21 protein-coding genes are annotated in these 21,192 nt (G+C 27.4%); all 21 read left to right on the top strand.

The features are described 5' to 3' along the window. The first annotated feature begins 7 nt into the window (after positions 1 to 7). The 21 genes from HGAG_RS08410 (at position 8) to HGAG_RS08310 (ending at position 21,024) form a co-directional block, all read left to right on the top strand. The gene (locus HGAG_RS08410) at positions 8 to 1,084 is read left to right on the top strand and encodes a glycosyltransferase family 4 protein (protein ID WP_019118728.1); all 1,077 of its coding nucleotides are present in this window, start codon (positions 8 to 10) and stop codon (positions 1,082 to 1,084) included. 27 nt (positions 1,085 to 1,111) lie between these two features. Beyond that, on the top strand, positions 1,112 to 2,245 hold the full coding sequence (locus tag HGAG_RS08405; RefSeq protein WP_019118727.1) for a glycosyltransferase: 1,134 nt from the start codon (positions 1,112 to 1,114) through the stop codon (positions 2,243 to 2,245). A gap of 4 nt (positions 2,246 to 2,249) precedes the next feature. After that, complete coding sequence (locus tag HGAG_RS08400; protein ID WP_040401665.1) at positions 2,250 to 3,596, top strand: hypothetical protein; 1,347 nt, start codon at positions 2,250 to 2,252, stop codon at positions 3,594 to 3,596. A gap of 17 nt (positions 3,597 to 3,613) precedes the next feature. Then, positions 3,614 to 5,299: an asparagine synthetase B family protein gene (locus tag HGAG_RS08395; protein WP_019118725.1), complete on the top strand. Its 1,686-nt coding sequence runs from the start codon at positions 3,614 to 3,616 to the stop codon at positions 5,297 to 5,299. Positions 5,300 to 5,360: 61 nt separating this feature from the next. Further along, entirely contained in the window at positions 5,361 to 5,999 is a 639-nt protein-coding gene (locus HGAG_RS08390; protein WP_019118724.1) for a YveK family protein, read from the top strand. Between the two features lies 1 nt (position 6,000). Next, on the top strand, positions 6,001 to 6,663 hold the full coding sequence (locus tag HGAG_RS08385; protein ID WP_019118723.1) for a CpsD/CapB family tyrosine-protein kinase: 663 nt from the start codon (positions 6,001 to 6,003) through the stop codon (positions 6,661 to 6,663). Positions 6,664 to 6,708: 45 nt separating this feature from the next. Beyond that, complete coding sequence (locus HGAG_RS08380) at positions 6,709 to 7,161, top strand: hypothetical protein (RefSeq protein ID WP_019118722.1); 453 nt, start codon at positions 6,709 to 6,711, stop codon at positions 7,159 to 7,161. Positions 7,162 to 8,009: 848 nt separating this feature from the next. After that, positions 8,010 to 8,357: a CidA/LrgA family protein gene (locus HGAG_RS08375; RefSeq protein WP_019118721.1), complete on the top strand. Its 348-nt coding sequence runs from the start codon at positions 8,010 to 8,012 to the stop codon at positions 8,355 to 8,357. Between the two features lies 1 nt (position 8,358). Next, a complete protein-coding gene (locus HGAG_RS08370) occupies positions 8,359 to 9,102 on the top strand; it encodes an LrgB family protein (RefSeq protein ID WP_019118720.1) in 744 nt (247 codons plus the stop codon). A gap of 23 nt (positions 9,103 to 9,125) precedes the next feature. Next, entirely contained in the window at positions 9,126 to 10,301 is a 1,176-nt protein-coding gene (locus HGAG_RS08365) for an ArsA family ATPase (RefSeq protein WP_019118719.1), read from the top strand. After that, positions 10,298 to 11,461: an ArsA family ATPase gene (locus tag HGAG_RS08360; protein WP_019118718.1), complete on the top strand. Its 1,164-nt coding sequence runs from the start codon at positions 10,298 to 10,300 to the stop codon at positions 11,459 to 11,461. Before HGAG_RS08365 ends, HGAG_RS08360 begins: the two co-directional genes overlap by 4 nt. A 32-nt stretch (positions 11,462 to 11,493) precedes the next feature. After that, positions 11,494 to 12,045 (top strand): LutC/YkgG family protein, encoded by a 552-nt coding sequence (locus tag HGAG_RS08355; protein WP_019118717.1) that lies wholly within the window; start codon positions 11,494 to 11,496, stop codon positions 12,043 to 12,045. Positions 12,046 to 12,071: 26 nt separating this feature from the next. Further along, complete coding sequence (gene ldhH / locus HGAG_RS08350) at positions 12,072 to 14,231, top strand: L-lactate dehydrogenase (quinone) large subunit LdhH (RefSeq protein WP_019118716.1); 2,160 nt, start codon at positions 12,072 to 12,074, stop codon at positions 14,229 to 14,231. A gap of 2 nt (positions 14,232 to 14,233) precedes the next feature. Next, complete coding sequence (locus HGAG_RS08345) at positions 14,234 to 15,235, top strand: polyprenyl synthetase family protein (RefSeq protein WP_019118715.1); 1,002 nt, start codon at positions 14,234 to 14,236, stop codon at positions 15,233 to 15,235. After that, complete coding sequence (locus HGAG_RS08340) at positions 15,235 to 16,155, top strand: prenyltransferase (protein ID WP_019118714.1); 921 nt, start codon at positions 15,235 to 15,237, stop codon at positions 16,153 to 16,155. The genes HGAG_RS08345 and HGAG_RS08340 overlap by 1 nt, the downstream gene beginning before the upstream one ends. A 1-nt stretch (position 16,156) precedes the next feature. After that, entirely contained in the window at positions 16,157 to 16,840 is a 684-nt protein-coding gene (locus HGAG_RS08335) for a ubiquinone/menaquinone biosynthesis methyltransferase (protein ID WP_019118713.1), read from the top strand. Between the two features lie 20 nt (positions 16,841 to 16,860). Further along, a complete protein-coding gene (locus HGAG_RS08330) occupies positions 16,861 to 18,153 on the top strand; it encodes an FAD-dependent oxidoreductase (protein ID WP_019118712.1) in 1,293 nt (430 codons plus the stop codon). Beyond that, positions 18,154 to 18,438: a ferredoxin family protein gene (locus tag HGAG_RS08325; RefSeq protein WP_004839456.1), complete on the top strand. Its 285-nt coding sequence runs from the start codon at positions 18,154 to 18,156 to the stop codon at positions 18,436 to 18,438. Between the two features lie 502 nt (positions 18,439 to 18,940). Further along, entirely contained in the window at positions 18,941 to 20,095 is a 1,155-nt protein-coding gene (locus HGAG_RS08320) for an iron-containing alcohol dehydrogenase (protein WP_019118711.1), read from the top strand. Positions 20,096 to 20,394: 299 nt separating this feature from the next. Next, a complete protein-coding gene (locus HGAG_RS08315; RefSeq protein WP_019118710.1) occupies positions 20,395 to 20,598 on the top strand; it encodes a helix-turn-helix transcriptional regulator in 204 nt (67 codons plus the stop codon). 9 nt (positions 20,599 to 20,607) lie between these two features. After that, on the top strand, positions 20,608 to 21,024 hold the full coding sequence (locus tag HGAG_RS08310; protein WP_019118709.1) for a hypothetical protein: 417 nt from the start codon (positions 20,608 to 20,610) through the stop codon (positions 21,022 to 21,024). The last annotated feature ends 168 nt before the right edge of the window (positions 21,025 to 21,192 follow it).

Here is a 21,192-nt window from a genome sequence, read left to right as displayed (position 1 = left end):
AGATAATATGAAAATCTTGGTTTTAGTGCAAGGTTATCCGGATAATAATGGAAATGTAGCATCTATGTTCGTGCATAATAGAAATTTAACGTATATAAAAAATGGATATGATGTTACTGTTTTGAATTTTGCAACTAAAAATAAATATAAAAAAGATGGAATTGAGGTTTTAAGCGAAACTGATTATTATTCATCAGATAAAAAATTTGATTTGTTAATTATTCATGCATCTAATGTTAGAAATCATTATAGATTTCTACGAAAAAATAGCGATAAATTTAAAAAGATAATATTTTTCTATCATGGTCATGAGGTTTTAAAATTAAACGAAGCTTATCCTGATCCTTTTCCTTATATCAAAAGAAATAAAATTAAAGAAAATCTTCAAAATGCATACGATAATTTTAAACTTAAAATTTGGAGGAATTACTTACCAAAAATCAAAGATAAATCAAGCTTCGTTTTTGTAAGTAATTGGATAAAAGATGAATTTTTTAAAAACACAAAACTTAATCGTGATGAATTTGAAGATTCTTGTTATGTGATAAATAACTGCGTTGGAGAAGTTTTTGAAAGAGAAACATTTGATGATAAATGTGAAAAGAAATATGATTTTATAACAATAAGGTCGAATTTAGATGGTTCTAAATATTGTGTAGACCTTGTTAATGAACTTGCTAAAAATACTCCAGATGCAAAATTTCTTTTGGTTGGTAAGGGAGAGTATTTTAACCACTATAAAAAATCTGAAAATATTGAGTGGATAAATAATACTCTTAGTCATAATGATATGATAAATTACTTACAAAATTCCAAATTTGCTTTAATGCCTACAAGGGAAGATACACAAGGTTTAATGACTTGTGAGATGGCGGCATTTGGTATGCCAGTAATAACTTCTGATATAAAAGTGTGTAGGGAAATATTTGATGGGTTTAACAATGCTTATTTAATTGATAATGATAATATTGATACATTGGATAAATTTAAAGATTACGATTATCATACAGTTAAAGATACAAGATATTATAAAGAAAAAACTATGAAAAAAGAGTTAGATTTGATAGAAAAAAATATTAAATAGTAAGTTTGATATAAAGAAGGTGAGAATTTGGAAAATAATAAAAGATGTATATTTCATATTCCTAATAAACTTGATGAAAAGTCATTGTCAGGTTCACAAGTTAGACCTAGGATGATGATACAAGCATTTAAAGATATTGGTTATGATGTTGATGTTGTAATGGGATATGGAAAAGAAAGAAAAAAATCCATAAATATAATTAAGAATAATATAAAAAGTGGAATTAAATATGATTTTTTATATTCAGAAAGCTCAACTATGCCAACATTATTGACAGAAAAAAATCACCTTCCTTTATATCCAAATCTAGATTTTGGTTTCTTTAAATTTTGCAAAAATCATGGAATAAAAATAGGTTTATTTTATAGAGATATGCATTGGAAATTTCCAGTTTATAATAAACAAGTTAATGGAATCAAGAAATTTTTTGCAAAAATATCTTATAGATATGATTTATTAAAATATAAAAGTCTTGTAGATAAGTTTTATCTTCCAAGCAATAAATTATCTAAATACATAAATAGTAAAAAATTAGAAAGTTTAACAGATATTTTGCTTCCAGGTTCTTCCTATAGTGAAAATTTTATTATTTCAAAACAAAATTTTTATAAGAATCGTCTTGATAATTATGATGAAAAATTAAGAGTATTTTATGTGGGTGGAATTTTTGGAAATTATAATTTTATAGATTTTGTTAAAATGGTTTCTAAATTTGACAATATTTTACTAACAATATGTTGTAGAAAATCAGAATGGGAAAAATACAGCTATCTTTATAGAGATTATTTAAATGATAACATAAAAGTAATTCATAAGTCTGGTTTTGAACTTGAGGATTATTATATGAAAACAGATTTATGTTTGGCATATTTTAAAGATAATGATTATATGAAATTAGCTGTGCCTATAAAGGTATTTGAATATATTGGGCATGTTTGCCCAATTATTTGTTCGGATAATATTGCTATAAGTGAAAGTATAAAAGAAAGTAACATAGGATGGGTTATTGATTATAATGATATAAATCTAAACAATTTATTAAAAGATTTATTACTAAATTATAAGGATATTTATAATAAGCATATAAATTGTATTGATTTTTTAAAAGAAAATACTTGGAGTAGTAGAGCAAGTAAAGTTGCGAAAGATTTAAGTAGGTAAATCTATGATTATATTTAGAATAATCTTGGTGATTATATTATTTTTATTTTTTATTTCATTATTTAAGATATCATCAGGATCTTTGTCTATAACAAAATTAAATATGAGTAGTTTATCATTTTATACGATACTAATGTATTGCTTTATTGGATCTTGCATGATATTTTTGGGGTTTAGAGATCATTATTTAGTAAAAAAAGCTTCTGAAGATGCAATTTCTAAGACATCAATTGCTCTATTTTATTCTTACTTAGCTTTACCATTAGGAATGATAATAATTAATAGATTGATGGGAATAAAAAAATACAATAAATTTTATAATGATTACCTAGAAAGAGATATTGTAGATATAAACACTCATCAAAAGAGTATATACAGTATTATTGTGGCCTTATCTTTTGTTGGATTTTTAGGCTTGATTTATACTTTTTATAAAATAGGTTATATACCTATTGTAAAAGTAATTACAGAAAAGGCTGATACAAGTGTATTGAGAATACAAATAGGTAGAGGTTTTAAAGGTAACCAATATATTAGAAATCTTTTGGTTTTAAATATGATTCCAAATTTATCTTATATATCCTATGTTTATTACCGAATATTACATACAAAAAGATGGAAATATCAATTTATATTTTTACTATTATTATCCATAATATGCAAGACCTTATCTTTTGAGAAATCCCCAGTTGTTATATATTTATTTCAATTTTATTTGCTTGAGATATTTCTTGGTAATATTAAATCAATAAAAAAACCTTTATTCTATATGTGCATTTTAGGTACGGGATTTTTATTTGTTTATTATGCAACTACTAATTACAGTGGTGGATTATTTACATTAAAATCAGGACCTATACCTAGACTTATTTTAACACAAATTGCTACTTGTTATTTACACTTTCAAGCTTTTCCTAATATTCATTCTTATCTAAATGGAGCTAGTTTTCCTACTGCAATATCATGGATTTTTAATACAGATCAATCTTGGATAAGATCAGGAAGGGTAGTTATGGAAATTTTTAATAATTCTGGAGTTAAAGAAGGAACAGCGGGTGTAATGAATTCAATTTATTTGGCAGAAGCCTATGCTAATTTTGGAATTATAGGAATTTTAATATCTCCTTGGTTAGTGGCTTTTATTATGAGTATTGTTAGCAACTTTATACTAAAACAAAGAAAGACACCTATGAATATAGTCTTATATTTAATAGTTACATATACTTTTAGCAATCTTTTGATAGGAGGATTTGTTGACTTTTTTTATAATATAGGATTAGTTTTTTCATTTATTCTTATAATAGGAATTGATTTGATTTATAGAAAGGGCAAAATATATGTTACTATTTGATAGTAATGGAGGTTTAAATGGGACTGTTTATAGGATTAAATATTAAAAAATTAAAAGAAACAAATAAGAAAAAAAATATAAATTGTATTAATCTAGATGAAAAATATTTTTGCCTAGCAAGTAATGGCAAGTTTTATAATGATAAATTTATAACAAGAATTGATGGAACAATTATCTTAGTTGATGGTGTAATTTTAAATAAAGAAAAAATCATTAATGAATATAATAAAAATGATTTTAAAGATTGTATAATATCAGAGTATAACAACGGAAAACTAGATGAATTTATAAATAAATTAAGAGGAAATTTTGTCATAGTATTATATGATTTAAAAAAAGATAAATTAGTAGCATATACTGATCACTGGTCTAACATTCCTTTGTTATATTACAAGAACAATGATGTTTTTTTGATTAGTACAAGGTTAAATGAATTAGTTGAAAATTTAAAACTTAATAATATTGATTATAAATTAAATATGGACGGAGCATATTCTTTAATATCTTATGCTTATATGTTAGAAGATAATACTTTGGTGGAAGATGTAAAGAGACTAGAAGCAGGTTCAAAGCTGGTTTATTCTAATAATATAGAAATAAGTTCATATCATGATTGGGTTTTTGAAGAGAAGAAAATTAATAAAGATGAAGCTATAAAAAAATTAGATTCTTTGTTTTTGAATGCTGTTGAAATGCAAGTTAATAAAAACGAAGAATATGGATATAGGAATATTGTACCATTAAGTGCAGGTTTGGATTGTAGAATAGTTGCTTATTCTTTAAGAAGATTGGGTGTAGAAAATGTATTGACATACACTTATTCTGATAGTAAATCAAATGATTATAAGTATTGTCCAAAAATGGCAAGTGATTTAAAATATGAGTGGTTATATAAAAATTTAGATAATGGATTGGATTTATTTAACCTTGATAGTTCTATAAAAATTGCAGATGGTTTAATTTATTATCCATGGGCATCACAATTTAATACTTTTTTAAATGCTATTAATACAAGTGAAATTGGAATAATACATACAGGTGTTATAGGTGATGTAATTCCAGGTAGCTTTAATAAATCTTTAGATTATAAAAATAAAAAATATGCTTTAGGCGATGGAGCTTATTCGACAAAATTACTTAACAGAATATCTTCTAATATAAAAGATACAAGTTATGAAGAAGGTATGTTTAGGAATAGAGCAATAAATGGTGCATGTTTAGGATATTCAACATCTATAAAAGAATATGGGGAAGGAATGTCTCCTTTCATGGATGTAGATTTTGCTGAATTTTGTTTTTCACTTCCTTTTGAATTTAGGTTTAAGCATAATATTTATTACTCTTGGGTAATAAGTAACTTTAAAGATGCAACCAAATATCCACACAATGGAGTAAAAATTTCATCTATGCGTGGAATAAAAATAAATGGGAAAGAATATAAGTTAGATACTATAAAAGGTTTGCTTATGAACAAAATTAAATCTAAGTATAGTAAAAGAAATGATATGAATCCATTTGACTATTGGTATGATAATAATCAAAAACTAAAAAGGTTTATGGATGATTATTTTGAATCAAATAAAGAGTGTTTGAAAAATTATGAGCAATTATATAAAGATATTGATTTTTTGTATAATTCGGGAAATACAATAGAAAAAACATTAGTTCTTAGTTTGATAGGTTCGTATAAATACCTATTTTAAATGTAAATCTTAATTTTTATAAAGTATTATAAAATATTATAGTATAGAAAGGAAAAATAAAATGAATGAAAAAGAAATAGATATTTTAGAATTATGTAAGGGGATTATAAAAAATATTCATATAATATTTTTGGCTTGTCTAATTTTTGGTGCATCTTTTTTTGGAATAACTAAATTTATGTCAACTCCAACTTATGAAACATCAACTATGATTATGATATCAAAAGCAACTGATAGCAATTTAAATGCAACTTATGCAAATCTTACAAAATCTAATGTTTTTGTATCTGATATTATAAAAAAATTAGATTTAGACATGACTTATGATGAATATTTGAGTAAGGTTGTTGTTGAACCAGATCCTAGCTCTAGAATGATAAATATAAAAGTTAAAGACACAATCCCAGAAAGAGCAGCTGATATTGCTAATCAAACTGCTATTGAATTAAAAAACACAATTGGAAAACTTAATAAAAATAAAATTTTAATTTCTGATAAGGCTAGAGTTCCTAAAAAACCTATTTCATCAAACGTTAAAAAAAATACAGCTATTGGTATTTTTCTTGGATTTTTTATTAGTGTAATTTATGTAATAGTAAAAGATATGACTGATACAAGAATCAAAAGTGCTGATGAAATAAAAGAATATTATGAGATTCCTTTGATAGGAATAGTTCCAGATAAGGCAAAAGGAGAATAAGATGATAGAAAATAATGGATATTTAAATAATTCATCTTTATATGATGAGTCTATATATTCTATAAAAACTGCTATAAAATATAACAAGAATTATAGTAAATGCAAGGTTATTGGCATGACCTCTTCAAAGCCTAATGAGGAAAATATTGAAATTTTATATGATCTTGCTAAAACTTTTGCCAAAGATTGTCTAAAAGTTGCTATTTTAGATTTTGATTTGAGAATGCCAAAATTAGGAAATATTATAAAAGCTGATAAAAATTTTGGGCTTACAGATTATTTTAATGGTGAAATTGCTGTTGAAAATTTACTGTTAAAAGATAAAACAGAAGAAAATTTATTTATTTTATTGGCAGGTCAAAGACCAACAAATCCAACTCAAATACTAGATTCAAAAAAAATAAAAGAATTGATAGAAAATTTATCAAAAGAATTTGATTATATATTTATAAATGTACCTCCGGTTGATTTATTGGCAGATGGCTCAATAATTTCAACTTATTGTGATGGTATTATTGTGGCAGTAAAATACAATGATACAAAAAAAGAAGACCTTGACAAGGCAATTAAAAATTTACAAGAAGTTGATGCAAATATAATAGGCTTATTGATGACCCATGCGCAGGTAGATAAAAATCTATATAAGAGCTATCTTAATAAATAGTTTTTATTTATAGAAAAACAGCTATTAGAAACTTTGGAGGAAAAGATGAAAATCAAAAAAATTATATGTCTTCTTGTTCTTCTGATTAGTTTGAGTTCATGTAAAGAAGAAAAAGAAAATTATCAAAGTAAAAATGTAGATGTAGATACAATATTTGATAGTAATTTTTCTTATGATTATTCAGATGATGAAGATGAGGACCTTGAAAAATTAACGAAATTGATTAAAAAAAGTGCAAATGAGATATCAAGTACTGAAGATATAAAAGAAAAAGAAGATAGCAATTTAGGAATGGGAAAAGAATTTGTAATATCATCAAAAACTGATTTTAGAAAAGAACCCTTTGAAGATGAAGATAATATTATAGAAAAAATTCCAAAGAATTCAAAGGTAAATTTAATCAAAAATGTAAAAGTTGATGGCAAAAAATGGTCTAAAATTTCTTTTGATGGAAATATTGGTTATGTTAGAAGAAATGTTTTGAAAAATGAGAAGTAAATAGTGTTTTAAATTAAGATTTATAAATACTCTCTTTGTAGATTGAATCTACAAGGGGGTATTTTTTTGATTAATTTATTAATTTTTAAAGTGTTTTGAATTTATGATATAATTTTAAATTTTAATGCTCAATATTTTGTATTAAAATTTTAAAATGATTAATGTAATATTTTTAAATTGTGAAATAATATATCAAAAGTGTCTATGCAATGTTGAATGAAACAACTTGGCGTTTGTATTTGACTAATAATTTTCTTGTTTTATTGATGAGAAATATTGTAATTACTTGTTATATTTTTTTATAATTATTTTACAAAATAAATCGGTATTGAAATTCGAAAAAACATTTTCTTTTTTAAAAAATTATGATATAATTTAAAAAAACATATTTCTGGATAGAAAATAATTTAATATAAATTTAGCATTACTACTACATATAAAATTTTTTATTGATTAATGTTAGTATTTTACACGTTTTGTTTATTAATTTTGATAAGTATATTTTTATTTGATTATTTTTCTTGTCCTTAATTTATATTATTATTTATTATAAACCCAAACAGTTTAATATTGGTTAAATACTCAAGAAATCGATATCAAGAGTTTGGATTTTTTTAATTTTATTTTTGTTGCTGTGAAATTATATGGATCCTATAATTTTAATATTTTTGCGACAAATTACACATAAGCTATTTTTTTATATTAAACAATAGTTTTAGCTGTTGTTTATGGAAGGAAGTGGGAGTTTAAAAAGATATTTGGTAGTAAAAAAATATATATTTAGTTTATATATTTGTGCTTAGAGTTTATAGGGCTTTTAAAAGAAAAATGTATTTTTAGGAGATTTTATGAAATATGTTAAAGAATTTTGTTATTTGATTTTTTTCTTGCTACTAGGCTTTGTAGCTAAGAAATTAACTGGGCTACCAATACCTGAACCAGTTTTTGGTATGATTTTTTTGTTTGTTGCTTTGCTATTTAAGATTGTAAAGGTTGAGGATGTTGGAGAAACATCAGATTTTCTAACTTCTATTCTAGCTTTTACTTTTACTCCTCTTGGTGTTGGTCTTATGGTGCAATTTGATGTAATTAAAGATAATGCAATACAAATACTTGTGGTTATGACTATATCTTGCTTAATAACTATGGCAGTAACTGCTAAAATTGTAGAAATAGTACAAAAAGTGAGGAAGTAATATGAGCGAATTTTTGAATACTTATATAGCTGATAATGATTTTTTTGGAATTGTTTTGAGCATAGTTATGTTTAGAATAGGAATGATGGTTAGTAAAAAAACTAAAATAGCGTTTTTTAATCCGTTATTGCTTGCTATAATATTTTGTATAGCTTTTTTGAAAATTACTGGTATTAGTTATGATAATTTTAATAAGGGTGGAAAGTACATATCATTTATGATAGCACCAATTACTGTTGCTTTAGTTGTAAGTTTGTATAGAAATATAGATAGATTAAAGGCAAATCTTGTTCCTATTTTAATAGGGGTAATAGTAGGGTCTATTGTTGCTATTTTGTCTGCTTATTTCCTATCAAAGATTTTTAAATTTGATAAGAATTTGACTTTGTCAATGATGCCTCAATCAGTAACTACTCCTATTGCAAAATCGTTGACTGAGGAATATATCGGTAAATTTGGGGCAGATGAAGTGACCATTAAGACTTATGCAGCAATTACTGCAATAACAGTTATACTTAGAGGAACTGTTGGAGCTATATTTGCACCTACAGTTATGAAAATCATGAGAGTAAAAGATTCTGTAGCTATTGGTATTGGTATCGGTACGGCAAGCCACGCAATGGGAACATCAAAAGCTATAGAAATGGGAGAAGTTGAAGGAGCTATGAGTGGATTATCTATTGCTATAGCTGGTATTTGTACAGTTATTTTGATGCCACTTTTTGTAATGCTTTTTATAATTTAGATTTTTTTGAATTTTGAAATTAAATGAATAAAAAAATTTTTATGTACACAGGAAAAGGCGGTGTTGGCAAGTCTACTATATCAAGCGCTACTGCTATTATTTCTGCAAAAAAAAATATAAATACAATTTTAATCAGTATAGACCAAGCTCATAGTTTATCAGATGTTTATGGAATAAAAATAGGCGGAGAGATTACTAAAGTCTGTGAGAATTTGTCTGTTGTTGAAATTGATAGCTCAAAAATTTTAGAGGAAAGATTTCCTGATATAAAGGCTGGTCTTGCAGATAGGTTTAGAAAAATAGATTTTTCAAAAGTATCTTATAATTCAAGTGTTGATATGCCATTTATTGCTAATATATTGTCATTGCTAAAAATATTGGATATATATGAAAAGTTTGATTTTGAAAATATAATAGTGGACTGTCCAGCATCAGCATCTACATTTGCTTATCTAAAAATACCAGAAATGCTTTCGTGGTATTTGGAGAAATTTTTTGGAATAGGTAAGGGAATAATTAGAACTTTAAGGCCTGTATCTAAATACAAATATAAAATCAACTTGCCAGATAATCAATCTTTGGATGAAATTGAAATTATTTATAAAAGGCTTATAAAATTAGAGGGGATTTTAAAAGATAGTAGGATTTCAACGGTTAGATTAGTTGGATTGGCTGAGAAGATGGTTTTAGAAGAAAGTAAAAGAGATTTATCTTACCTAAATCTTTTTGATTATAATGTAGATGGATTTTTTGTCAATAGACTTTTTGATGACGATAAGAGTGATTTTGTAAGAAAGAGAATAGAAATACAGTCAAAGCATTTAAAAGAGATTGAAGATTGTTTTTATAATATGCCAGTCTATAAAATAAAATTGATGAAAAAAGATTTAATAAATCTAGAGGATATAGAAAAATTTGCAGAGGAATTATCTTTTAAAGATTCAATTTTAGATATAAAACCTATTTGTGAAAGTTATAGTTATGAAAAAATCGATGATGGATATATATTGAGGATAAATATTTCAAAAATTCATGATTATGATGTCTATAAAAAAGGGACAGATATAAATATTAGAGTGGATGATATGAAAAGAATTATTAGCTTGCCCAATATTTTGTTTGATTCTTATATTCACAAATGTGTCCGCAATAACGATGAGCTTTATATATATTTAAAAGTAAAACAGGATAAGATATGAGAATTATTATAAATACTGGCAAGGGTGGAGTTGGAAAAACTACAATTTCAGCGCTAACAGCTATAAATATTTCCAAAAGATATAAAACTTTAGTTATAAGTAGTGATCTTGCTCATAGTTTAAGTGATTTGTTTGAAGAAAAATTAAATGATAGTCCCAAGCAGATAGCAAATAATCTTTACGGACTTGAGATTAATCCCATCAAAGAAAGTAAAAAAGCGTGGGGAAATATAAGCTCTTATATGAGAGAGCTTGTAAAAGAAAGTGTAACAACAGAAATACAGCTAGATGAGTTGTCACTTCTTCCTGGATTTGATGATGTATTTTCTCTACTTAAAATTTTAGAAATTTATAAAGAAGGAAAGTTTGATATTTTGATTGTTGATTGTGGGCCCAGTGGTGAAACAATATCCCTGCTATCGACTGGAGAAAAGTTTAATAATTTGTCGGATTCATTAGTACCATTAGTTAAGAAGTTTAATAGTATTTTTGGAAGCTTTATTGAAAAAAGAACAGACGTTAAAAAGCCAAAAGATATAGTATTTGATGAGTTTATAAGTTTATCAAAAAAATTATACGAACTTGAACGTATATTACAAAATCCAAATATAACAACAATCAGATTTATAAGCAAAGCAAATAAAGTTATAGCAAATGAAACTTTTAGATCTTATAGCCTTATAAATATGTATGGATTTTTATCGGATTGCGTATTTATTAATATGATATATCCAGAAGAAATTCAACAATCTTCTTATGGAAATCTATTAGATGAAGATAAAACAAATATTATAAAAATAGAAGAATTTTTCAAAGAAAAAAAAGTTTTTAAGATTCACTTACAAGATTATGAAGTTATCGGGTTAAAAGCCTTAAATAAGTTGCATGATAAGATATTTAAAAATCTTAAACTAGAAGATATTTTCGTTAATGATAAAGCGTTTTATATCATAGAAGAAAAAGCTAGTAAGATTATTGTAATAGATTTGAAATATGCTAAAGAAGAGGAGGTAGAAGTTAGAAAAATAGGAAATGATTTAGAAGTTTCTTACTTAAATTATAAAAGAAGATTTAAGTTGGCAGATAATATATCTTCAAGGAAAATAAGCTCATTTTCTTTGCAAGATAACAAGCTTAGAGTTGTAATGGACTATGACTAGAATATGTAAAAAATAAAAATGAGAGGTCGTAAATGATAGAAAATAAAATAGAATTATTTGACACTTTTGCAAAAAATTTAGAAAGTGTTAATGGTACTTGTTATAAAATAAGTAAGAATGATTTAGCAGAGACACTTGTAAATATTTACAAGGACAATGGAATAGAATCAACTTGTATGTTGGAAACAGAGCTTGCAAAAGAAGCAGGAGTAGTTGAAGCTTTTAGAAAAAATGATATTACAGTTTATACTAATCATATTAGACTAAACAGCGAAACAGCTAAAGGCGGAATAACAGAAGTTGCTTATGGCGTGGCTGAGCTTGGTTCTGTTGTACAAGCAAGTGATGAAGTAGATGCTAGGCTTATGGCTATTATGCCAGATTATTATATAGGAATAGTTAAAGGCTCAACAATTGTGGAAAGTTATGATGATATGTTTGACAAACTATCCGAATTAAAACCTTTCCCAAAATATGTAGGTTTTATAACAGGCCCTTCAAGGACAGCGGATATAGAGTGCGTAAGTACAGTTGGTGTTCATGGTCCTTTGCAAATGAGTATAGTGATAGTTACAGATCTATAGGTTTAAGATTATAAGAGGAGATTAATATGGTTGATAATATTAGTTTAAAAGAAGAGATAAAAGATGCGTTAGACAATGCAACTTTAGGTAGAACCCTCGGAAATTTTTGTAAGACTTATCCAAAAAGAAGACTAAATTCTTATCAAGGAATTGATTTTAAAGAAACTCAACAAGCTATAAAAAGAGTAAAAACATTTGCTGCCGAGCATGTTGATGAAATGATAAGTGAATTCAAAAAGAATTGCGAGGCAAGAGGAGGACACGTTGTTGTAGTAAAAAGCAAAGAAGAAGCTTCAAAATGGGTTGAAAACTTTTTAAAAGAAAAAGACATAAAAACAGCCGTAAAATCTAAATCAATGTGTTCTGAAGAAATTCATTTTAATAAGATACTAAAAGATAATGGTGTAGATTGCCAAGAAACTGATTTGGGAGAATTTATTATTTCACTTGAAGGAAATAGCCCAGTACATATGGTTATGCCAGCCTTGCATTTAAATAAGGAACAAGTTGCAGACTATTTTTCAGAATACACTAAAACTAAACACGAACCTATAATATCTGAAGAAGTAAAAACTTCAAGAAGAGTTATGAGAGATAAGTTTAAAAATGCAGATTTAGGAGTTTCAGGAGCAAATGTTGCCGTTGCTGAAACTGGAACAGTATTTACAATGACAAATGAAGGTAATGGTAGAATGGTAGGAACTCTTCCAAAAAATCATTTGTATATATTTGGAATAGAAAAATTTGTAAATTCAATTTCTGATGCTAGATGGATTTTTAAAGCTCTCCCTCGTAATGGTACTGCTCAAAGAATTACAGCTTACTTATCATTGTATACAGGTGCTTGTGAAGTAACTACTGACAAAGAAAGTGATACAAAAGAAGAAAAAGGATTCTATTGTTTGATTATAGATGATCCAGGCAGAAGAGAAATATTGGCTCAAGAGGGTTATAGAGAAATATTTAACTGTATTAGATGTGGAGCTTGTCTTGATGTATGTCCAGCCTTTGCTTTAGTAGGAGGACACGTATACGGTTCCAATGTTTATACTGGAGGAATAGGAACGCTTTTAACTCACTTCTTAATTGATAAAGATAGAGCAAATGAAATAGAAAGTGTATGTCTACAATGTGGCAGATGTAATGAAGTTTGTGGTGGTGGACTTCCAATAGCTGAAATGATAATGAAAGTTAGAGAAGAACACGTTAAGGAAAATCCAGATCCAATAAAGAAATTTGCATTAGATGCAGTAACAGATAGGAAACTTTTCCATTCATTATTAAGAATTGCATCTATTGCTCAAGAGCCATTTACTAAGGGCGACACAATGATTAGACATCTTCCAGATTTCGTATCAGGAATGACTGGAGGAAAAGTTTTACCATCAATAGCAAAAGTTCCGCTTAGAGATATTTTTGATGAAATTGAACAAAATGTAGAAAATCAAAAAGGAACAGTGGCTTTATTTGCTGGTTGTTTACTTGATTTTGTATATGTTGATACAGCTAAATCTTTGATTAAAAACATGAACTCAATAGGATACAAAGTAGAGTTTCCTCTAGGTCAAGCTTGTTGTGGTTGTCCTGCAAGTAATATGGGTGATGTCGAAAATGCTAGAAAAGAAGCAGAAATAAATATAAAAGCCATGGATGCAGAGAAATACGATTATATTCTTCTTGCTTGTCCATCATGTACTCATCAACTTCAATCTTACAAAGATTTCTTTGAACAAGGAAGTGAAATGTATGAAAGAGCAAAAGTTTTGGGAGAAAAATGCGTAGATTTTTGTAAATTATTCCATGAAAAAGATGACAAAGTAAATGCAGGAGATGGAAAAGAAGTAAAAGTTACTTACCATGATTCATGCCATTTAAAGAGAACTTTGGGAGTTTATGAAGAACCTAGAGATTTACTTAAAAATACAGAAGGCGTAGAATTTGTTGAGATGGAAGATAGCGATAACTGCTGTGGATTTGCAGGCTCTTATAATGTTTTATATCCAGATATTTCATCAAAAATATTAAAAAACAAAATAGAAAATATCAAAAATTCTGGAGCAGATGTGGTTGCTGTGGATTGTCCAGGTTGTATGATGCAAATTAGAGGAGGACTTGAAGCAGAAGGTCTTGATATTAAGGTAAAACACACTTCAGAAATAATATCTGAAAAGAGAGGATTAATCTAAAAATGAATTTTGCAATAAGTGAATGTTTAGCAAAAGAATCAAAGCAAACTATTATAGATTATTTAATTGATAAAACACTTGTAGAAATGAGAGAAATCTTAGGAGATTACAAGCAAAGCCAAAAGCTCTATAATATTATTGAGAATACTTTGATTTCTAGCGGAAAGATGATTAGAACAAAGCTTTTGATTTATATAAGCCTGATGGGAGAAAACCAAATTTCAGATAAAATAATTAGTCAATGCGCTGCAGTAGAAATAACTCATCTTGCATCACTTATTCATGATGATATAATAGACGATTCGCTAATTAGAAGATCACATAGGTCAATCCAATCAAAATATGGCAAAGATGTAGCCGTATTTGCAGGCGACTATATGATATCTAAAGTATTTAGTTACTTGGCAAAAAAAGGACTTGTCGAAGAAATTTCTATAATATCTGACACTATTAGAGATATGTGCAATGGCGAAGTTGGTCAAAATTTAATAAAATACAGACTAGATATTAGTGAAAAAGAATATTTTGAAAATATTTGCGGAAAAACTGCTTCATTTTTTAAAACAGTTTGTTATTTTGGAGCGAAAAATGCTGGATTCAATCAAATTGATATTAATAAAATGGTTGAATTTGGAAAAAACTTAGGCTTGATGTTTCAATTGAGAGATGACATTTTAGATTTATTCTCAAGTAAAGATGAAACAGGAAAAGGAGAGTTTGTTGATGTAAAAGAAGGAGTATACACATATCCTTTATTATCCAGCATGAATGATGACAAGTATGGAGATGAAATATATAAGCTGCTTAATAAAAACAAAGAAGTAAGTCTTAATTATGACGAATTACTTACATTAAGGCAATTACTCATAGAATCAAAAGCTTGTATTTTAAGCTCAAAAAAAATCAAGGAGTTTGCCGATAAAAATAGGTTGATACTAGCAAGTCTTCCAATTAGAGAATCTGATTACTTATATAAGATTTTAGATAAGATAGAGAAGAACTAATGAAAACTTATCAAAAGATGACATTAAAAAACATAATTAATTTTGCAAATCCAAAATCATTTGTAGCATCTATTATTCCTTCGATTTTTGGGATTTTGATGCTGATAAAATCAGGATATTCCATAAGTTTATTAAGGTCTTTGGGGTTGGTTTTATCGTGTGTTTTCCTACAATCATCCGTAAATACTATAAATGATTATAGTGATTTCATAAATGGAGTAGATAGTAAGGAAGATAACTTAAAAGAATCTGATAATATTATGTTCTATAATTGTATTAGACCAGAAAGCGTTAGAAATTTAGGGCTATTTTTTCTAGCAATTGGAATTGTGTTTGGACTTTTAACTTTAGAAAGTATAAATTATAAAAGTATCATCATAGGGATAATTGGAGTAATAACGGTTTTAAATTATTCAATGGGACCTTTCCCTATTTCATATCTTCCAGTAGGAGAAGTATTTAGTGGAATAGTAATGGGAGGATTAATACCTATCGGTGTATTTAGCGTGATTTCAGAAAAAATTGATTTTACAATTATGGGATATGCAATGCCTTTTATAATAGGGATTTCATTAATTATGATGAGTAACAATTCAAGTGACATAGAGAAAGATAAAAAAGCAAATAGAAATACACTTGCTGTTGTTATGGGTAGGAAAAATATTAGAATTTTATATAAAATATTAATTATAGTGTGGTTTATATCACAATCCTATCTAGTCCTTTATTTTGGAGGGTATAAAGCTTTAATCATAGATTTAATCATATTCTTTCTAAAAAGAAAATTTATATTTAGAATTTTTACAGCAAGCCTACTTCCCCAAGATAGAGTTAGGCAAATGATGGATATAGGACTTACAAATATTTTATTAAATTTCAGTTATTTAGTAATAATAGTCATAAGTTTAATAGGAGAATAATATGGAGAAAAGCAAAAAAGTTTATGAAATATTTCAAAAAATTTCGCCATATTATGACAAGGCTAATGATAGGATAAGCCTAGGATTACAAAAAAGTTGGAAAGAAACATTAGTAAAGGATATTTTGAAAAATATCAAAAATGATGAAAAAGTATTGGATGTTTGCTGCGGAACAGGAGATATAGCAATAGAAATAGCTAAAAAGAGTGATGCAAAAGTTGTTGGTGTAGATTTTTCAGAAAATATGCTTAGGATATCAAAAGAAAAATCAAAAAAAATAAATAACATAACTTTATTAAAGGCAGATGCAAAAAATATTCCATACGAAAATTCAAAATTTGATTATGTAACGATATCTTTTGGTTTAAGAAATACAGATGATTATGAAAAAGTAATAAACGAAATGGTTAGAGTAGGAAAAAAAGGAATATATATATTAGATTCCTTTCCAGTAGAAAATAAAATTATAAAACCATTTTATAAATTATTTTTTAAATATCTAATGCCAGTCCTTGGTGGAGGTATTAGAAGATATAAAGATTATATGTGGCTATATGAATCAACGAAGAATTTTATCAGTCCAAATGAAATAATAAAAATCTGTGAAAGATTTGGAGTTGAGAATATTGAAGTAAAAAAAATGCTCTTTGGAGCTTGCGTAATGATCAAAGGGCAAAAATTATAATTCAACACATGGGGGAAACAATGAGTGAAGATAAATTTGATGTTATAATTGTAGGAGGCGGTGTTGCAGGATTATCTGCAGCTATAGTTTTAGCAGAAAATGATTTAGAAGTTATGTTGGTTGAAAGAGGAGACTATTGTGGAGCAAAAAATGTGACAGGAGGCAGGTTATATGGTCATAGTTTAGAAAAAATAATACCAAATTTTGCCGAAGAAGCTCCTATAGAAAGAAAAGTAGTAAAAGAAAAAATATCAATGATGAGTGAAAAATCATCTTTTGATATAGGATTTTCATCAAAAGCTCTTGGCAAAGATAAAGATTCATCCTATGTAGTATTACATAGTAAGTTTGACCAATACCTAGCAGATAAAGCAGAAGAAGCAGGAGTTTCAATAATAAGTGGAGTTTTAGTAGAAAAATTACTTGTAGAAGATGGAAAAGTAGTAGGTATTGATGCTACAGGAGAAGAAGTATTTGCTGATGTAGTAATAATAGCTGATGGAGTAAACTCATTACTTTCTCAACAATTAGGAATAAAAAAAGAACTAGAACCTCATCAAGTAGCAGTTGGAGCTAAAGAAGTTATTGAATTATCAGAAGAAATAATCAATGAAAGATTTAATCTAGAAAGCGATGAAGGTATGAGCTGGCTTTCATGTGGCGATCCAACTATGGGAGGATTTGGTGGAGGCTTTATTTATACAAATAAAGATTCCATATCTATCGGAGTAGTTGCAACATTATCAGATATAGGTTATGCAAATACAAAAATAAACGATTTGTTAGAAAGATTCAAAGAACACGATAATGTAGCGCCATTTATAAAAGGTGGAAAAACAATAGAATATTCAGCACATCTTGTTCCAGAAGAAGGCATTCATATGATTCCAGAATTATATGGAGATGGTTTCCTTGTAGTAGGAGATGCAGCAGGTTTTTGCGTAAACCTAGGCTATACAGTAAGAGGAATGGATTTTGCAATTGAAAGTGGTAGACTTGCAGCACTATCAATAATAGCTAGCAAAGAAAAAGAAGATTTCAGTAAAGAAAGCTTATCAATTTATAAAAAACTTTTAGAAGACAGCTTCATAATGAAAGATTTAAATACTTTCAAGGCATTCCCAACAATATTAAGCAGAAGAGAAATTTTTAAAGACTTCCCAGAAATTATTAACGATGTAGCAGAAAGAGCTTTCAAAGTAAATGGCGAAGATTCCAAAGGATTTATAATGGGAACAGTAAACGACCTTGCAAGTAGAATGAGCGCAACACAATTATCAAACTTTATTTCCGCAGTAATGGAGGCACTATAAATGAAAAGAATGAGCATAGAAGATAAATTAGGTCTTGATATATACCATACAGATGAGCATAATTCACACATCGATGTAGATACAGACTACAAAGATGAAGAAGAAATAAATAAACTTTTAATGGCATGTCCAGCAGGTTGCTACACCTATGTAGATGGAGTTTTTGGTTTCAGTCACCTTGGATGCCTAGAATGTGGAACCTGTAGAATCCTATCACATGGAAAAATTGTAAAAGATTGGAAACATCCACAAGGAGAAGTAGGAGTAACTTTTAGACAAGGCTAAAGATAAGAAAATAAGAAAAAATTAGAAAATAATTAATCCACTAATCATAAAATTCGATATAAGACTAAAAATAAAAAACAGCATTGTAAAAAAATCTGATATGTACCCTCTTTACTGGACAAACCAGTAAGGAGGGTATTTTTTATTAAATTTATAAAAGAATACATAAAAAAGAAAAATTCCAAAAGATAAAAGATACTAGACAAGATAATTAAAAAATCATTTTGATGAAAAATTGCTTAGGCTAGAAAAATATTTTGCAAAATAAAAAGTAAATAGTTTTTTAAATAAAAATTAAATTGATTAAACCAAATTGTATTAATTAGTAGATAATAATTCGAAAAAATTAATTACATTAAATAATAAATTCTGATAAATTTTAATAATGTTATTTATATAACGAAAATTATATGTTAGATAAAAATAATGTTGACATTTAGGGACGATCTCATATAATGATAGTGATAAAAGATTAACAAAGAAAATTTATAAGGAGAAAATTATGACTATTACAACATTTCAAGTTCCTAGAACTATTGTTCACGGTGTGGACAGTCTTGAATATTTAAAAAATTTAGAGGGCAAGAAAGCTGTTCTTGTTACTGGTGGACATTCTATGAAAAAATTTGGATTTTTGGATCAAGCTAAAAAATATTTGGAAGAAGCTGGTATGGAAGTTATGATTCTTGATGGTGTTGAACCTGATCCTTCTGTAAAAACTTGTCTTGAAGGCGGCAAAAAAATGGAAGAATTTGGCCCTGATTGGATTATTCCAATTGGTGGAGGTTCTGCAATGGATGCTGCAAAAGCTATGTGGATTTTCTATGAACATCCTGGATATAGTTTTGAAAAATTAGCAGCTTTTGATAACCCACCACTTAGAACAAAGGCAAAAATGGCTTGTATTCCATCAACATCAGGAACTGCTTCAGAAATTACAGCATTTTCTGTAATTACTGATACAGAAAAAGAAATCAAATATCCATTGGTTCATCCTGATTTTGTTCCAGATGTAGCAATTTGTGATCCAGTTATTGCAAGCAAAATGCCACCATTAATCACAGCTCAAACAGGAATGGACGTTATGACTCACGCAGTTGAAGCTTTCGTTTCAACAGCAGCAGATGATTATACATCTCCACTTGCAATCAGAGCAATTGAGCTTGTTTTTGGAAATCTTAAAAAAGCTTATGACAATGGCGAAGATATAGATGCAAGAGAAAAAATGCACGACGCATCAACACTTGCAGGAATGGCATTTTCAAATGCATCACTTGGAATAGTTCACTCAATGGCTCACAAAATCGGAGGAATTTTCCACTTAACACACGGAGAAGCAAATGCAATTATGCTTCCATACATCATTGATTACAATAGAAAATCAACAGATAGATATGATGAATTAGAAAAAATCCTAGGAATTGATGATATTGCAGAAGAAATCAGAAAATTAAATGCTTCTGTAGGACTTACTGCAAATATAAAAGATGGCAAAAACACTGTAATTGAAGAAGATAAATTCTTAGAAGTTTTGGATAAAATGAGTGAAAATGCATTCAAAGATGCTTGTACACTTACAAATCCAAGAGAAACATCTCCAGAAGATATTAAGAAAATCTATGAGGCTGCATATTACGGCAAAAAAATAGATTTTTAAGTTAAATAAATCCTTAAAAAATAATTACTAAAAAATATAAATCGATTAGCAAAAAACAGGAGCGAGAGTTCCTGTTTTTATTTTTTTTTATTTTGAGCTGGGAATTTTTTTCTAAAGGATTTGGTAAATAATTGGATAAAATTAATAGAAGAGATTTCTTTTGTTTTTATTTTACTTTATCAATGAAATTAAAATTTTTATTTATTAAAATTATATTTTTTTAATTTTACAAAAATTTATTATTATGGTACTATAAATGTAACAAAAAATGTACTAAAAATGTAACCGAGGATTTTGATATGGAAGTTGAGATTGAAAATAGGATTAGAGAATTTAGGAAAGAGAAAAATCTTTCTCAGCACAAATTGGCAAAGCTTGTTGGGCTTAAAAGAAGGTCGATTATGGCTTATGAAAATAATACTATTAGTCCAAGTCTTGAAACTGCCTACAAAATTTGCAAGGTTTTGGATAAGGACATCAAAGAGGTTTTTATTTTTAAATAAGGAGAGAAAATGGGATTTTTATTTAATGATGTGAATGAATTTAGGGAAAAAATATATGAAAAATTCAAAAATACTGATTCGTATTTATTTGCTATTAAACATAATTCAACTGGCAAGGGATTTTTGAAATTATTTGTTAGTAATTTGTATAACACAGTAGATTCTTCAAGGACTTTTCTTTTGCATTTTAATGAAAAGGGGATTTATGAAAAGGAAATTTCAAATTCTACAAAAGGCGATTTTATTCTTATGCCTTGGGATGAAATTGAAGTTTTTGAAATCGTTGAAGAATCTAGAAAAGCTTTTATAAATTTTTCTCATTTGGATAAAAATATTTCTTATGAGATTGATTTTGATGGGAAAATGGCTGTTGATAATAGGAAAAATTTTGAAAATTTAATGGAAAAATCTTGGCATAGATTATAAATTTTTGATATTTTTTTGAAAAATTTGAAAAAATCAAGCAATATTGTATAATTAATTTTAAGTAAATAGGACTTATAGGATTTACAGTAGGAAAAATTTGGGATAATTTTTTTGAAATTACAAAATTCTTTGTCCAAAGTTGGCTTTCTACTTAGTGGAAGCGTGGAG

The sequence above is a fragment of the Anaerococcus obesiensis ph10 genome (genome assembly GCF_000311745.1).
Taxonomy (GTDB): Bacteria; Bacillota; Clostridia; order Tissierellales; family Peptoniphilaceae; genus Anaerococcus; species Anaerococcus vaginalis.
The sequence above is the reverse complement of the archived record's forward strand: the minus strand, read 5'-3'. Positions and strand labels throughout refer to the sequence as shown.

Excerpts from the sequence above, each read along its gene's own strand:
- HGAG_RS08335 (WP_019118713.1), top strand. The coding sequence starts at position 16,157 with ATGGAGAAAAGCAAAAAAGTTTATGAAATATTTCAAAAAATTTCGCCA.
- HGAG_RS08380 (WP_019118722.1), top strand. The coding sequence starts at position 6,709 with ATGAAAATCAAAAAAATTATATGTCTTCTTGTTCTTCTGATTAGTTTG.
- HGAG_RS08400 (WP_040401665.1), top strand. The coding sequence starts at position 2,250 with ATGATTATATTTAGAATAATCTTGGTGATTATATTATTTTTATTTTTT.
- HGAG_RS08345 (WP_019118715.1), top strand. The coding sequence starts at position 14,234 with ATGAATTTTGCAATAAGTGAATGTTTAGCAAAAGAATCAAAGCAAACT.
- HGAG_RS08370 (WP_019118720.1), top strand. The coding sequence starts at position 8,359 with ATGAGCGAATTTTTGAATACTTATATAGCTGATAATGATTTTTTTGGA.
- HGAG_RS08365 (WP_019118719.1), top strand. The coding sequence starts at position 9,126 with ATGAATAAAAAAATTTTTATGTACACAGGAAAAGGCGGTGTTGGCAAG.
- HGAG_RS08315 (WP_019118710.1), top strand. The coding sequence starts at position 20,395 with ATGGAAGTTGAGATTGAAAATAGGATTAGAGAATTTAGGAAAGAGAAA.
- HGAG_RS08375 (WP_019118721.1), top strand. The coding sequence starts at position 8,010 with ATGAAATATGTTAAAGAATTTTGTTATTTGATTTTTTTCTTGCTACTA.
- HGAG_RS08310 (WP_019118709.1), top strand. The coding sequence starts at position 20,608 with ATGGGATTTTTATTTAATGATGTGAATGAATTTAGGGAAAAAATATAT.
- HGAG_RS08330 (WP_019118712.1), top strand. The coding sequence starts at position 16,861 with ATGAGTGAAGATAAATTTGATGTTATAATTGTAGGAGGCGGTGTTGCA.
- HGAG_RS08395 (WP_019118725.1), top strand. The coding sequence starts at position 3,614 with ATGGGACTGTTTATAGGATTAAATATTAAAAAATTAAAAGAAACAAAT.
- HGAG_RS08360 (WP_019118718.1), top strand. The coding sequence starts at position 10,298 with ATGAGAATTATTATAAATACTGGCAAGGGTGGAGTTGGAAAAACTACA.
- HGAG_RS08355 (WP_019118717.1), top strand. The coding sequence starts at position 11,494 with ATGATAGAAAATAAAATAGAATTATTTGACACTTTTGCAAAAAATTTA.
- HGAG_RS08340 (WP_019118714.1), top strand. The coding sequence starts at position 15,235 with ATGAAAACTTATCAAAAGATGACATTAAAAAACATAATTAATTTTGCA.
- HGAG_RS08410 (WP_019118728.1), top strand. The coding sequence starts at position 8 with ATGAAAATCTTGGTTTTAGTGCAAGGTTATCCGGATAATAATGGAAAT.
- HGAG_RS08325 (WP_004839456.1), top strand. The coding sequence starts at position 18,154 with ATGAAAAGAATGAGCATAGAAGATAAATTAGGTCTTGATATATACCAT.
- HGAG_RS08320 (WP_019118711.1), top strand. The coding sequence starts at position 18,941 with ATGACTATTACAACATTTCAAGTTCCTAGAACTATTGTTCACGGTGTG.
- HGAG_RS08390 (WP_019118724.1), top strand. The coding sequence starts at position 5,361 with ATGAATGAAAAAGAAATAGATATTTTAGAATTATGTAAGGGGATTATA.
- ldhH (WP_019118716.1), top strand. The coding sequence starts at position 12,072 with ATGGTTGATAATATTAGTTTAAAAGAAGAGATAAAAGATGCGTTAGAC.
- HGAG_RS08385 (WP_019118723.1), top strand. The coding sequence starts at position 6,001 with ATGATAGAAAATAATGGATATTTAAATAATTCATCTTTATATGATGAG.